11 protein-coding genes are annotated in these 13,633 nt (G+C 59.3%); 7 read left to right on the plus strand and 4 right to left on the minus strand.

All coding sequences use genetic code 11. The features are described from left to right. Positions 1-15: 15 nt before the first annotated feature. From AC2CHD_RS06700 to AC2CHD_RS06715, 4 genes are all read left to right on the plus strand, one after another. On the plus strand, positions 16-2,052 hold the full coding sequence (locus AC2CHD_RS06700) for a 5'-nucleotidase C-terminal domain-containing protein (protein ID WP_484553012.1): 2,037 nt from the start codon (positions 16-18) through the stop codon (positions 2,050-2,052). Between the two features lie 127 nt (positions 2,053-2,179). Beyond that, positions 2,180-3,244: a ferrochelatase gene (gene hemH, locus AC2CHD_RS06705; RefSeq protein WP_484553013.1), complete on the plus strand. Its 1,065-nt coding sequence runs from the start codon at positions 2,180-2,182 to the stop codon at positions 3,242-3,244. Between the two features lie 202 nt (positions 3,245-3,446). After that, positions 3,447-4,406 (plus strand): SPFH domain-containing protein, encoded by a 960-nt coding sequence (locus tag AC2CHD_RS06710; protein WP_229448422.1) that lies wholly within the window; start codon positions 3,447-3,449, stop codon positions 4,404-4,406. A gap of 4 nt (positions 4,407-4,410) precedes the next feature. Beyond that, complete coding sequence (locus tag AC2CHD_RS06715; RefSeq protein ID WP_484553014.1) at positions 4,411-4,872, plus strand: NfeD family protein; 462 nt, start codon at positions 4,411-4,413, stop codon at positions 4,870-4,872. A 39-nt stretch (positions 4,873-4,911) separates the two neighbouring features. Here AC2CHD_RS06715 and AC2CHD_RS06720 read toward each other — a convergent pair whose 3' ends face one another. Both AC2CHD_RS06720 and AC2CHD_RS06725 read right to left on the minus strand, forming a co-directional pair. After that, complete coding sequence (locus AC2CHD_RS06720) at positions 4,912-5,541, minus strand: LysE family translocator (RefSeq protein ID WP_484553015.1); 630 nt, start codon at positions 5,539-5,541, stop codon at positions 4,912-4,914. Between the two features lie 202 nt (positions 5,542-5,743). After that, the gene (locus AC2CHD_RS06725; protein WP_484553016.1) at positions 5,744-6,739 is read right to left on the minus strand and encodes a KpsF/GutQ family sugar-phosphate isomerase; all 996 of its coding nucleotides are present in this window, start codon (positions 6,737-6,739) and stop codon (positions 5,744-5,746) included. 198 nt (positions 6,740-6,937) lie between these two features. Here AC2CHD_RS06725 and AC2CHD_RS06730 point away from each other — a divergent pair, with 198 nt between their 5' ends. After that, positions 6,938-8,500, plus strand: coding sequence for an outer membrane beta-barrel protein (locus tag AC2CHD_RS06730; RefSeq protein WP_484553017.1), 1,563 nt, complete (start codon positions 6,938-6,940; stop codon positions 8,498-8,500). An 87-nt stretch (positions 8,501-8,587) separates the two neighbouring features. On the opposite strand, the gene galU is transcribed toward AC2CHD_RS06730, so the two are convergent. Next, complete coding sequence (galU, locus tag AC2CHD_RS06735; protein WP_229448417.1) at positions 8,588-9,460, minus strand: UTP--glucose-1-phosphate uridylyltransferase GalU; 873 nt, start codon at positions 9,458-9,460, stop codon at positions 8,588-8,590. 198 nt (positions 9,461-9,658) lie between these two features. On the opposite strand from galU, the gene AC2CHD_RS06740 reads away from it, so the two are divergent. After that, positions 9,659-10,885 carry a lytic murein transglycosylase gene (locus AC2CHD_RS06740; protein WP_484553018.1) on the plus strand — a complete coding sequence of 409 codons (1,227 nt, stop codon included), beginning with the start codon at positions 9,659-9,661 and terminating at the stop codon, positions 10,883-10,885. Positions 10,886-10,906: 21 nt separating this feature from the next. Beyond that, positions 10,907-12,151: an SGNH/GDSL hydrolase family protein gene (locus AC2CHD_RS06745; RefSeq protein ID WP_484553019.1), complete on the plus strand. Its 1,245-nt coding sequence runs from the start codon at positions 10,907-10,909 to the stop codon at positions 12,149-12,151. Between the two features lie 23 nt (positions 12,152-12,174). On the opposite strand, the gene AC2CHD_RS06750 is transcribed toward AC2CHD_RS06745, so the two are convergent. Beyond that, the gene (locus tag AC2CHD_RS06750) at positions 12,175-13,629 is read right to left on the minus strand and encodes a glutamate synthase subunit beta (protein ID WP_484553020.1); all 1,455 of its coding nucleotides are present in this window, start codon (positions 13,627-13,629) and stop codon (positions 12,175-12,177) included. Between the last annotated feature and the right edge of the window lie 4 nt (positions 13,630-13,633).

The following is a 13,633-nucleotide window of genomic DNA, read 5'->3' on the forward strand; positions in this document are numbered from 1 at the left end:
TCGGGAGAAGTCACCATGCACAGATCGACCTTCAGAAAACGCCTCGCCATTGCATCGCTCACCGCATCCGCATTGACGCTGAGCACCGGTGCGGCCTTTGCCGATTACACGCTCAACATTCTCCACATGAATGACTGGCATAGCCGTATTGAACCCATCAACAAATACGATTCCACCTGTTCGCCAGAAGACGATGAAGCCGGCGAATGTTTCGGCGGCGCAGCCCGTCTCGTCACCGCCGTGGCCGAGTCCCGCAAGGCGCTTGAGGGCGAAAACGTCCTGCTTTTGAACGCTGGTGACAATTTCCAGGGCTCGCTCTTCTACACCACTTACAAGGGAGCTGCCGAAGCCGAGTTCCTGAACCTCATGAAGACCGACGCCATGGTCGTCGGCAACCATGAGTTCGATGATGGCGAAGACGGTCTCGCCACCTTCCTCGACAAGGTCGAGTTCCCGGTTCTGGGCTCCAACGTCAAGGCCAAGGAAGCTTCAGCACTCGGTGACCGGGTGAAGGAGTATCTCATCCTCGATGTGGGCGGCGAGAAGATCGCCATTGTCGGCGCGGTCGCCAACGACACGGCGGAGCTTTCCTCGCCCGGCGAAAATGTCTCAATCATCGAGGACGTGGCCGGCATCACCGCAGCCGTGAAAGCCGCCACCGCCGAAGGCGCAAACAAGGTCATCGCGCTCACCCATGTCGGCTATCCGCGCGACCTTGAGGCCATCGCGAAGATCCCCGGTGTCGACGTGGTCGTCGGTGGCCACTCAAACACGCTGCTGTCCAACACGGTCGAAGGGGCGGCTGGCCCCTACCCGACCATGGTCGACAATCCCGACGGCCATCAGGTGCCCGTGGTGCAGGCCGCATCCTATTCGAAATATCTCGGCGAACTGAAGCTTACTTTCGATGATGAGGGTGTCGTCACCGCCGCCACGGGCGACGTCAAGCTGATCGACGCTTCCGTTGCCAAGGACGAAGCCGTTGTTGCCCGTGTCAAGGAACTGGCCGGCCCCATCGAGGAACTGAAAAACAAGATCGTGGCTGAAACGTCAGCCGCTGTCGATGGCAGCCGCGAAACGTGCCGTGCCGGCGAATGCGAGATGGGCAATCTCGTTACGGATGCCATGGTGGCGCGCGCCAGGGATCAGGGTGTGCAGTTCGCCATCACCAATGGCGGCGGCCTGCGCGCCTCCATCGATGCCGGCGAAGTCACCATGGGTGAAGTGCTCGGAGTTCTGCCCTTCCAGAACACGCTTGCCACCTTCCAGTTGAAGGGTGCAGACGTCGTTGCCTCACTCGAAAGCGGCGTTAGCCAGATCGAGGAAGGCGCCGGGCGCTTCCCTCAGGTTTCGGGCCTGCGGTACAGCTTCGACCCGTCTGTCGCGCCCGGCGAAGGCCGCATCAAGTCTGTCCAGGTAAAGGACGGCGACGGCTGGACCGCCATCGATCCGGATGCCACCTACACGGTTGCCTCCAACAATTTCATGCGCAACGGGGGCGACGGTTACAAGCTCTTCGCGGAGAATGCCGAAAACGCCTATGATTACGGCCCGGGCCTCGAACAGATGCTTGCCGATTACTTGGCCGAAAACAGCCCGTACAAACCTGCCATCGACGGCCGCATCACGAAAATCGATGCGAGCGTCGCCGCTGCTGAGGCTGAGGCCACGACCCCGGACCTGCCCGAAATGTCGAAAACAATCGCCAGCGAGGCACCCAAAGCCGTTGAGGAAACCATGGAAAAGGCAGGCGAGGCTGTCGAAGCCGTGACTGAGGGCGCAAAGGAAATGGCCGAGAAGGCCGCCGACGACGCCGGCAAAGCCATGGCGAAGATGACCGAGGCGACCGAAGATGCCGCAAAAGACGCCGGAGAGGCCATGACAGCCGACAAAAACACCCACACGGTTGTGCGCGGAGACACGCTTTGGGAGATCGCCCGCACACATTATGGAGACCCGGTGAAGTGGAAAGCCATCGCGGACGCCAATCCGCAGCTAAACCCACACCGCATCGATGTGGGTATGGAGATCAATCTGCCGACCGCAAACTGATCCGCCCCATCGGCACCGGTCCGGAGCCTCGCCAGCCGGCGGGGCTCTTTTTTGCCCCTGCGGCTACGCGCTCCATTGAAAACCGGCTCGGCTTCGCTAGCTTCCCTTGCATGATCGGAGCCAAAGCATGAATCTCCCCACCACAATCGACCCCAAAGCAGCGAAAGCCGTCGGCCCGCTGCCCGCGGAACACCCACCTGTCCATGTCGGCAAGGTAGGCGTTTTGCTTGTGAATCTCGGCACACCAGACGGAACCGCCTACGCGCCGATGCGGCGATATCTGAAGGAGTTTTTATCAGATCCCCGCGTCATCGAATGGCCGAAGGCGATCTGGTATCCGATCCTCTACGGCATCGTTCTCAATACACGGCCGAAGAAGTCAGGCGCGGCTTATGCGGAAATCTGGAACCACGAGCGCAATGAATCGCCGCTGCGCACCTTCACCCGGTCGCAGGGCGAAAAACTCGCCCAGGCGCTGTCGGGGCATGAGCATGTGATCGTCGACTGGGCCATGCGCTATGGCCAACCCTCCATCGAGACGGTGACAAGGAGTCTGATGGAGCGCGGCTGCGACCGCATCGTCATGTTCCCGCTCTACCCGCAATACTCCGCCACCACCACCGCAACGGTGAACGACAAGTTCTTCGAAGCGCTCATGCAAATGCGCTTCCAGCCGGCCATACGCACCGTGCCCTCCTATCAGGACGAACCGGTCTATATCGAGGCTTTGGCCCGCTCCATCGAAAAGCACTTTGAGAGCCTGGATTTCGAGCCCGAAGTTGTCATCGCTTCCTATCACGGCATCCCGCAAAGCTATTTCAGGCGCGGCGACCCCTATCATTGCCATTGCCAGAAAACGACCCGCCTCCTGCGCGAGCGCCTCGGCTGGGAGGAGAAGAAGCTCATCACCTGCTTCCAGTCCCGTTTTGGTCCGGAAGAATGGCTTCAGCCCTACACCGACAAGACCGTCGAGAAGCTCGCAAAAGAGGGTGTCAAATCCATCGCGGTATTCAATCCGGGTTTTGTGTCCGACTGTCTGGAGACCCTGGAGGAGATCGCTGGAGAAGGCGGAGAAATCTTTCATGAGGCTGGTGGCAAGAATTTCACGCACATCCCCTGTCTCAACGACACCGACGAAGGCATGGCTGTGATCGAGACCCTGGTGCGCCGGGAGCTTGCTGGCTGGGTGTGAAACGTCCTGCCACAAGGGTGTCATAATTGGCGAAGCATATGCCGTGCGCTGCAACTTTTTGTGGAAACAGCCTGTGTCGACGCGCTGTCTGTTTCCGCGGCAATGGGATCCGTGATCTTTCTGTTCACATCACAGCGCAGACCCTTAAACTGCGTGCCAGCCTAAACATCCGTTCCCGCACAAGCGGTTCCAGGAGCTGAATATGCTTTTCTCTGGTTTTGACATCATCATTCCCGTCCTCGTTGTCCTTGTCCTGCTTTTGCTCTTTGCAGGCATCAAGACCGTCCCTCAGGGTTTCAACTACACAGTGGAGCGCTTTGGCCGCTACACCAGAACGCTCACGCCCGGCCTCAATCTCATTGTCCCGTTCATCGACCGCGTTGGCGCGAAGATGAACATGATGGAGCAGGTGCTTGACGTCCCCACCCAGGAAGTCATCACCCGCGACAATGCCATCGTCGCAGTCGACGGCGTTGCCTTCTATCAGGTGCTCACCGCCGCTGAGGCTGCCTACCAGGTGTCGGGTCTGGAAAATGCGATCCTGAACCTGACTATGACAAACATTCGCTCGGTGATGGGGTCGATGGATCTCGATGAACTCCTGTCCAACCGGGATGCGATCAACGAGAAGCTCCTGCGCATTGTCGACGATGCTGCAAGCCCCTGGGGCATCAAGATGACGCGTGTCGAAATCAAGGATATCAATCCGCCGGCCAACCTCGTGGAATCGATGGCGCGCCAGATGATGGCCGAACGCAACAAGCGCGCGCAGATCCTTGAGGCTGAAGGCCTGAAGCAGGCAGAAATTCTGGAAGCCGAGGGCCGCAAGGAAGCCGCCTTCCGAGACGCTGAAGCGCGCGAGCGTGCCGCCGAAGCCGAAGCCCGCGCAACCCAGGTGGTTTCGGAAGCCATTGCGGCCGGCGACGTTCAGGCCGTCAATTACTTTGTGGCCCAGAAATATACGGAAGCATTGGCCACCATCGGCTCCTCCAGCAACAACAAGATCGTCCTCATGCCATTCGAGGCTTCCTCACTGATCGGTTCGCTCGGCGGCATCGGCTCGATTGCACGCGAGGTGTTTGGCGAAGGAAATGCAGCCTCAGCGACGAGCCAGCGCGTCTCTTCTGCCCGCCCTCCCCGCACGGGACCGTCGCAGGAGTAATCCCATGATCGAGCATGTCATCGTGGAACTCGGTCCTTGGAACTGGATGCTGCTCGGCTTCGTGCTTCTTGCAGCCGAAATCCTCGTGCCCGGCGTCTTTCTCTTATGGATCGGGATCGCCGCGATCCTGACCGGCGCGCTTTCGCTGCAGTTGTGGGACCTGTCGCTTTGGAGCTGGCAGGTGCAGGTTCTGGTTTTCCTCGCCCTGGCACTCATCTCGGCCTATGCCGGCAAACGCCTGATGGATTCGCGCCGCAATGAGGAAACCGACCAGCCGCTTCTGAACCGGCGCCGAGAACAGCTTATCGGCCGCATGGCAACGCTCGAAGAACCCATTGAAAACGGATATGGCCGCATTCGGCTGGATGACACGTTGTGGCGTGTCGCCGGTCCTGACCTGCCGACTGGAACCCGCGTCCGGGTCGCATCGGTAGACGCCGGAACCCTCCGCGTCGAGGCCGTCTGAATTTTCAAGAGTCCCGGGGCCTTAAATCTTCTCCGGGACTTACGATCTGGCCAAGAGCAGCCTAAAACCTGCATAGCCAAAAACCAGTGCCAAAGCTCCTTCGATCCAGTTGCTGAACTTCTGGTAGGCCCGTCCCAAAGCGCCGGTCGAAAAAAGCAGAGCGTAGCCCACATTCACTGTGAGCCCCAGAACACCACACCCCGCTATGATTGTGATCAAGGTGTGAGATGGCGCATCAGGCCCCACTCCAAGCGCCATAATCGCCACCCAGCCGAGAACAGCTTTGGGGTTAGACAAGTGCAAGAGCACGCCTCTCCGATAGAAGATTATCTTCCTTGCCGGTGCCATTGATTTCGTGATTGCAGTCTGCGGCGACATGGCAGACCTCGCGGATTTCCAGGCAAGGTAAAGTAGATAGAGCCCACCAGCGAGCTTGATGAAAAAGATCGCTTCGGCATAGGCGGTCAACATCGTCGCCACGCCTGTGGCTGCACACACGGCCCAGAACATACTTCCCGTCACCACTCCGAGGGCGAGAAGGACCGCTCTTTCTCGCCCCTGTTTCATGGCCACCCCCATAATAGCCAACGTGCTGGGGCCAGGGCTGGCGATCACAACAACATAAGCGCCAAAGACGACCAGAAGATGCTGAACGTGTTCTGCAAGCATCGTGCTTCCCCGGCGAGTGCTTCGGGTTTCAAAACGCCAATATGGCATGGGAGATCGACACCCCCAATCGAAGAATTGTCCCCTTTTGCATCATCCTCACGGGCAGCATGAACCCACGACCAACCGGGGAGACCACAAAAAACGCCCCGTCAAAACGGGGCGTCGTCAAGTCTCACACTCGGCTCCAGGCCGCGAGCTGGTTTCAGGCAGCGCCAATTCGCAGCAGATCATGGAGGTGTACGACACCGCAAGGTTTGCCGTCTTCGACCACCATCAGCGTTGTGATGGCCGACGAGTTCACGATCTGCAACGCGCTTTCGGCCAGCGTTTCCGGCCCAATCGTCTTCGGATTGCGCGTCATCACCTGATTCACGGTCATTGACAGAAGCTCACTGTCAATGTGGCGACGCAGATCGCCGTCAGTAATGATACCGATTAATGCACCCTCATTGTCGGTAATGCCAACACAGCCAAAGCCCTTCTGCGTCATTTCCAGAATCGCTTCGCGCATCAGCGCGCCGCTGCTGGCGAGTGGCAGCTCGCTGCCCGAATGCATGATCTGGCGCACTTGGGTCAGTTTCGCCCCAAGCTGGCCACCGGGATGGAATGTGCGGAAATGATCTGCGGTAAAGCCCCTTGCTTCCAGCAATGCGACCGCAAGCGCATCACCGATCACCAATTGCAAGACAGTCGAGGTTGTCGGCGCCAGCCCATGCGGGCACGCTTCGGGCGCACGAGGCAGACCGAGGACCACGGTCGCTTCCTTGGCGAGCGCAGAGGATTTGCCCGCCGTAATGGCAATGATCGGAATGGCAAAGCGTCGCGCATACGCGACAATGCCGTGCAGCTCAGTGGTTTCTCCCGACCAAGACATGGCGAGAATGACATCGTCATCACCAATCATGCCGAGATCGCCATGATTGGCCTCTGCCGGATGCACGAAGAAAGCGGGCGTCCCTGTCGAAGCAAGTGTGGCGGCAATCTTCGAGCCGATATGCCCGCTCTTGCCTACACCGGTCACGATCAGGCGTCCCTTGACCCCGGCAATGATACGCACCGCTTCTGCAAACGGATCGGCAAGACCATTGTCGAGCGCATCGGCCAATTCCTTCAGGCCTGCCCGTTCGGTTTCAAGGGTGCGAACGGCGGAAGCGACGACGCTTTTCCGATCGATTTTGATGGAAGAGTCTTTCAGCATGGCAATGCCCTTACCGCCTTGGTGACCGGCTGTCCATTCAGATTGTCCATTCTTCGGTGGGTGAGCATAGCGCCGCAGTGCTCAACCTTCCGTTAACCACACAGGTTTAGATTTCGGTAAGCATAAGAATGGCGCGTCTTGATAGTCTGGATCTGTATGTCTCGTCCCGGTGTCAGAGTGGGTTCCCGCATACGCGGATTGTACGGGTCGACCGCGATTGGCCTGTCTGTGCTTGCGCTGACACCCGGTATTGCGGGCGCACAGCAAGCAGAAGGCCTGCGCGGGCTCGTCTCCGAAACAGACATCACGTCCTCCATCCAGGCTGATTCTGGTGCCGGAATTTCCGCTCCGGCTTACACGCCGGCCACCCCCAGCCCAGCCAACCGGGCGGAGACGGAAAATGACCGGACTGCCCGCGCTCCCTCCACGGCCGTCGAGCGGGAACGCGCGCGTGCCGCGCGCAACAGCCCCACACAATCTCCGCGAGAACCGGCAGTGTTGGACCCTGTCGTCACCGACGCGATACCCGAAAGCGACGAAGCGCCATCGGCTGTTGAACGCATCGAACGGGCGGAAGCACTCAATCCGCGAACCAGCGCCATAGAAAGCGACTATCAGGCAACGGATGAAAACCCCTATGCAGCGCTGGGATTGCGGGTCGGCACCGTTATTGTCACTCCCACACTCGAACAGGGGCTTACCTGGACCTCAAACGCCGATTCCAGCACCAATGGCAGCGAAGCGGTCATTTCACAGACAACGCTACGCCTGAATGCGGCTTCCGATTGGGCCCGGCATGCCGCAACCGTGGGCGCGTATGGCATCTACCGCAAATCCGTTGACGGCGAAGAGGTGTCCGATCTCGAGGGCGGCATCGATGGCAGCCTGCGCTTCGATCTCGCGCGCGATTACACTGCACTTGCCAGCCTCGGTTACGCAATCAGCCCCGAATCGGCTTCATCCCCTGTGATCATCACAGGCGTGGATGATCGTCCGCTGCGTCACACAATCGACGGTAGCCTTGGCCTATCAAAGGACCTTGGAAAACTGCGCCTCAGCGCCACGGGATCAGTGTCGCGACAGCAATATGGCGATGCCACGCTGATCGATGGCACTAACCTCTCTCAGGAAGAGCGAAACTCTACCCTGGCTACACTGCGCCTGCGCACGGGCTATGCGATTTCACCGGCACTCACACCTTTTATCGAAGGTGAGTTCGGTCGCCGGTTCTACGATCAGAAGCAGGACAGCGCCGGTTATGAGCGTTCGGCAACACGCCTTGCCGCCCGCGCCGGTGTCATGGTCGATATCGAGGAAAAGCTGGCCGGTGAAGCGTCCATCGGTTGGATTGCAGAGGATCTGGATGACGAACGCCTCGATACGGTTTCGGGCCTTGCGCTTGCAGCGGCCTTGAACTGGTCTCCGCAACGAGGCACGAATGTGAGGCTTGATGGTTCGACCACAATTGAAGGCACCACGGATGCCGGTGACAGCGGGTCGATCCTTTATGCAGGAACCCTGCGCGTCGAAAGGCAGATTCGCGCCAACCTCACCGCCGAAGCAGCTGCCGGTCTTTCATGGCGAGACTATATGAGCGGTGGCCATGACCTCACCATGAATGGCGAAGCGGGCATGACATGGTGGCTGAACCGCACGCTGGGCCTGACGGGTCGCGCCCGCTATGAGAAGCGTACCAGCAGCCTCCCAGACCGTGATTACGATGCCACAAGTGTCTTCATGGGCATCCGGATGCAGCGCTAAAAGCCGTTTTCCGGAATTTCCCTGAAAATTCCGGAAAAGAAGCAAAAACGCCGCCATTTTCGGGAAATGACGGCGTTTTCGAAAAATTTAGCTACGGTCCGAAGCGGCAACCGCCTTCAACACATGTTTGCGCAAATCCGGCCTTTCCAGCGCAAAGGCGAGATTGGCTTCAACGAAGCCTTCAGGCGATCCGCAGTCGAAGGTTCGACCGGTGAAATGGTACCCGTGGAATGGCTGTTCTTTCATCAAGGTGAGCATGGAATCGGTGAGCTGAATTTCGCCGCCGGCCCCCCTCTCCTGCTTGGCGAGAAGATCGAAGATGGTCGGCTGAAGAATATACCGACCATTGATATAGAAATTCGATGGCGCGTCTTCCGGCTTCGGCTTCTCAACCATGCCGTTGATCTCGAACCCTCCGGCGACATCGGCGCCGCGTCCGACGATCCCGTATTTGTGGGTCTGGGACGGATCGCATTCTTCCACCGAGACCACATTGCCCCCGGTCTTCTCAAACACTTCCACCATCTGTGAAAGACACCCTTTCGGTGCCTGCATGATCATGTCCGGCAAAAGAAGAGCAAATGGTTCGTTTCCGACAAGTTCCCGTGCACACCACACCGCATGGCCAAGGCCAAGCGGTTCCTGCTGGCGCGTGTAGCTTGTCTGTCCCGGTTGCGGCTGCAGACTGCGCAGCCGATCAAGCACCTCAGTCTTGCCGCGCCGCTCAAGCGTGTCATACAATTCCACCTGGATGTCGAAATGATCCTCGATGACCGCCTTGTTGCGACCGGTCACGAAGATGAAGTGCTCTATCCCGGCTTCGCGCGCTTCATCCACGACATATTGAATGACGGGTTTATCGACAACGGTCAGCATTTCCTTCGGCACCGCTTTGGTAGCAGGCAAGAACCTTGTCCCAAGACCGGCAACAGGAAAAACCGCTTTGCGAAGTTTCGTCATCAGAAATCGACCCCCGAAGGTTTATGAAAATGAGCTTGGCGCTGCCTTAGCAACGCCGGATTGATGTTTCCATAATGAATTCGCGTATTTCGTGACGGAAATGCGAGAAGATCGTTCACGAAGGATAACAGCATGGTAAACGTTTTTCTAACCGGGGCATGCCATGGATAGGCTGGAGTACCTGTAACGGAGATCGTGATGTTGTTCCGCTTGCCCCCACGAAACCTCGTCGCGACATTGGTCGCTTCTTTCGTGGTTGCCTTCACCGTAACCCTTCAACCGGCCAATGCGGATGCCGGCTTCCAAAGATGGATTCAACAGTTCCGCAACGTGGCGATCCAGAACGGCATTTCCGGCGCCACCTATGACCGCGCCTTCCGTGGCATTACGGCCCCGGACCCAGAAGTGTTGGAAAAAGCGCGCTACCAACCCGAGTTCCGCGCCGAGCCGTGGGAATATTTCGACAACCGTGTGCAGGAAGACGCAATTCAGCGCGGTCGCCAACTTGCCCGCCAGTGGAAGCCGTGGCTCGACCGCATTGAAAGCCAGTTTGGTGTCAGCCGCTACATTCTGCTCGCCATCTGGTCGATCGAATCGAACTACGGCGAAGTGCTTAAGAACGAGCGCATCATGCGCAGCGTGCCGCGTTCGCTGGCGACGCTCGCCTATGCCGACAAGCGCCGTGCAAAATTCGCCCGCCAGCAGCTCATCGCAGCGTTGAAAATCCTTCAGACCGGCGACATCGATGTCGGCCACCTTACCGGTTCCTGGGCTGGCGCGATGGGGCACACCCAGTTCATCCCCACCAGCTATCAAGCCTATGCAGTCGATATGGACGGCAATGGGCGGCGAGACATCTGGACATCCATTCCTGATGCGCTGGCGACCGCAGCCAATCTCCTGCGTCGCAACGGATGGCGGACCGGAGAGACCTGGGGCTACGAAACCGCAGCCCTCCCCGGGGGTCGCAAATTCCCCGGCGGCAACATGGCGTTGAGCCGCTGGCAGTCAATCGGTGTGGTCCGTGCCAATGGCAAACCCTTCCCGCGCCCGAGCGACACAGCCGAACTGAAAGTGCCCGACGGGCGCGACGGACCGATCTTTCTCGTGACCAAGAACTTCCAGGTTATCAAACGCTACAACAACTCAGACAAATACGCCCTCGCAGTGGGCCTGCTCGCCGACGAGATCGCTGGCTACGGCGGTCTGGTGCGGGATTGGAACCGTCCGTTCGAGCGTCTGAGCTATTCTGAAACCGAGGAACTGCAGAAGCGCCTCGGCGCCCTCGGCTATTATGATGGCCCGATTGATGGCAAGATCGGTTCAGGCTCGCGTGCCGCCATTCGCGCGTTTCAGGCGCGCAATGGTATGCAGGAGGATGGCCATCCCGGCAAAGAAGTCCTTCGTCGCCTGCGCGGAAACTGAGCCGAAACAAGGGGAGCGGGCATGGGCTTAACACGAAGCGGTATCGACGGCAGCGGCAAAGGCAGCCGCGTTGTCATCGTCGCTATTGCTCTGGCTCTTGCCGTGCCCGCTTCTATCACCCTGCCCTCACTCGCCGAGGCACAGGATTATCAGCGCGAGAAGCGACGTGGCCTTTTCGACCTTCTTTTCGGTGGGGCTCTACGTCAACGCGAGCCGCAAAAACCTGCGACCCGCCAACGTTCCGCACCCAGAAAGCAGCAAGGGACACAAAGGCGCCGTTCAGCAGCCCCTTCTGCTCCACGTCAGCAACCGCCACCCCCGGAAGTGGAGAAGCTGGACAATGCACGCGTCGTCCTCGTGGTGGGGGACTTCCTTGCAGGCGGACTTGCCGAGGGGCTAACCACAGCATACGCAGAATCACCGGGCGTGCGCGTGATCAATCGGAGCAATGGGTCGTCCGGCTTCGTCCGTGACGACTACTACGATTGGAACGGCGAAATAGCGGGCATTCTGGACGATGTATCACCCGCGGTTGTGGTGATGATGATTGGCTCCAATGATCGCCAGCAACTCATCGTTGACGGCAAACGCGAAGCGCCGCGCTCCGAAGCCTGGGTCGCGGAATATACACAGCGTGTCGCAACCTTTGCTGCAGCAGTTGAAGACAGGCAGATTCCCCTCGTCTGGAGCGGTCTGCCGTCATTCAAATCATCGAGCATGTCGTCGGACATGCTCGCATTCAACGATATCTACAAAACCGCCGTCGAAGCCATCGACGGCTCCTTTGTGGATATCTGGGACGGTTTTGTGGACGAGAATGGTGGCTTTGTCTTCACCGGGCCCGACATGAACGGCCAGCCCGTTCGGCTACGCGGCAGTGACGGCATCAATCTTACCCGCGCGGGAAAACGCAAGGTTGCCTTTTATGTGGAGAAACCTCTGAACAAGCTGCTCGGGGAGGCTGTGTCTCCGGATATCGGCGAGCTCGGCATGGAGAGCCTCCCGGCCCTTGTGCTTCATCCGGAAAACCCTGCGCCGGTGAACCGGACAATGCCAATCTCGCTTTCCGATCCCGCTCTCGACGGCGGAGTGGAACTGATGGGCGCGGTGGTCAAGCCGATCGAGCGTCAAGAGCGTATCGAAAGCCGCGAACGCCCTCGAGAGGCTGCCACTCCATCTGGTCGGGCAGACAATTTTTCCCTTCAGACGAACACATCCCCGCAAAACAAGACGTCGCCTGGCCCATCCGCCCAGGCGACGCCCTGATTTCTCAAACTCTGCTGAAGCACTCAGCGCGGCAGAACGGAACTTCCCATGAGGAACTCGTCAATCGCCCGTGCGGCCTGACGCCCCTCGCGGATAGCCCAGACGACCAGAGACTGGCCGCGACGCACATCGCCTGCCGCAAACAGCCGATCGACCGTCGTTTTGTAGTCGCGGTCATTGGCATTGACGTTGACCGAGTTGCGGCGATCAACATCGGTCTTCAGGCGATCCCCGAATTCCGACAGAACGCCCGTCTCAGCCGGACCGGAAAAGCCGATGGCGATGAAGGCGAGATCGGCGCGGATGACGAATTCCGTACCTGCGATGGGTTTGCGCTTCTCATCCACCTGGCAGCATTTCACGCCGGTCAGAACACCGTCCTCGCCGATGAATTCAAGCGTTGCGACCTGGAACTCGCGCTCCGCCCCCTCGGCCTGAGAAGAGGAAGTGCGCATCTTCGTTGCCCAGTAGGGCCAGACGGCGAGCTTGTCTTCCTTTTCCGGCGGGCGCGGACGAATGTCGAGCTGGGTAACGCGCACCGCCCCCTGACGAAACGCCGTGCCCACACAATCCGACGCGGTGTCGCCGCCACCGACCACCACGACATGCTTGCCGCCGGCCACAATGGGATCGGATGCCCAGGCAACAGACTGGATGTCCTCGCCTCCCACACGCCTGTTCTGCTGAACCAGATAGGGCATTGCGTCGTGCACACCTTCGAGGTCGGCGCCAGGAATACCGGCAGGACGCGGGCGCTCCGAACCGCCGCAATACAAAACGGCATCATATTCGGAAAGGAGGTCCTCGACCGGCTTGTCGACGCCGACATTGACACCGCAATGGAAGGTGACGCCCTCACCCTCCATCTGCTCGACGCGGCGGTCGATGTAGTGCTTCTCGATCTTGAAATCGGGAATGCCGTAGCGCATCAGACCGCCTGGCTTGCTCTCCCGCTCATAGACATGAACCTGATGGCCTGCGCGGCCAAGCTGCTGGGCCGCCGCCATGCCGGCCGGGCCCGAGCCGATGATGGCCACGGTCTTGCCGGTCTTGTGCTCGGGCGGATAGGGCCGCACGAAGCCGGATTCATAGGCCTTGTCGGCGATTGCCTGTTCCACCGTCTTGATGGCAACGGGAATATCTTCGAGGTTGAGCGTGCAGGCTTCCTCGCAGGGAGCGGGGCAGATGCGGCCCGTCCACTCGGGGAAATTGTTGGTGGAATGCAGGTTGCGGATCGCCTCGTCCCAGTCGCCATTGTAGACCAGATCGTTCCAGTCCGGGATCTGGTTGTGGACCGGGCAGCCTGTCGGCCCGTGGCAATAGGGAATGCCGCAATCCATGCAGCGCGCGGCCTGTTTCTCGACTTCCTTGTCCGACATGGGCAGCGTGAATTCGCGGAAATGGCGAATGCGGTCGGATGCCGGCTGATACTTGTGGACCTGCCGGTCGATTTCGAGAAAACCTGTAACCTTACCCATCGAG

The sequence above is a fragment of the Nitratireductor sp. ATLC21 genome (assembly GCF_057196525.1).

Bases quoted from the DNA above. Each gene is read 5' to 3' on its own strand.
- AC2CHD_RS06700 (WP_484553012.1), top strand. From the start codon at position 16: ATGCACAGATCGACCTTCAGAAAACGCCTCGCCATTGCATCGCTCACC.
- hemH (WP_484553013.1), top strand. From the start codon at position 2,180: ATGAATCTCCCCACCACAATCGACCCCAAAGCAGCGAAAGCCGTCGGC.
- AC2CHD_RS06710 (WP_229448422.1), top strand. From the start codon at position 3,447: ATGCTTTTCTCTGGTTTTGACATCATCATTCCCGTCCTCGTTGTCCTT.
- AC2CHD_RS06715 (WP_484553014.1), top strand. From the start codon at position 4,411: ATGATCGAGCATGTCATCGTGGAACTCGGTCCTTGGAACTGGATGCTG.
- AC2CHD_RS06720 (WP_484553015.1), bottom strand. From the start codon at position 5,541: ATGCTTGCAGAACACGTTCAGCATCTTCTGGTCGTCTTTGGCGCTTAT.
- AC2CHD_RS06725 (WP_484553016.1), bottom strand. From the start codon at position 6,739: ATGCTGAAAGACTCTTCCATCAAAATCGATCGGAAAAGCGTCGTCGCT.
- galU (WP_229448417.1), bottom strand. From the start codon at position 9,460: ATGACGAAACTTCGCAAAGCGGTTTTTCCTGTTGCCGGTCTTGGGACA.
- AC2CHD_RS06740 (WP_484553018.1), top strand. From the start codon at position 9,659: ATGTTGTTCCGCTTGCCCCCACGAAACCTCGTCGCGACATTGGTCGCT.
- AC2CHD_RS06745 (WP_484553019.1), top strand. From the start codon at position 10,907: ATGGGCTTAACACGAAGCGGTATCGACGGCAGCGGCAAAGGCAGCCGC.
- AC2CHD_RS06750 (WP_484553020.1), bottom strand. From the start codon at position 13,629: ATGGGTAAGGTTACAGGTTTTCTCGAAATCGACCGGCAGGTCCACAAG.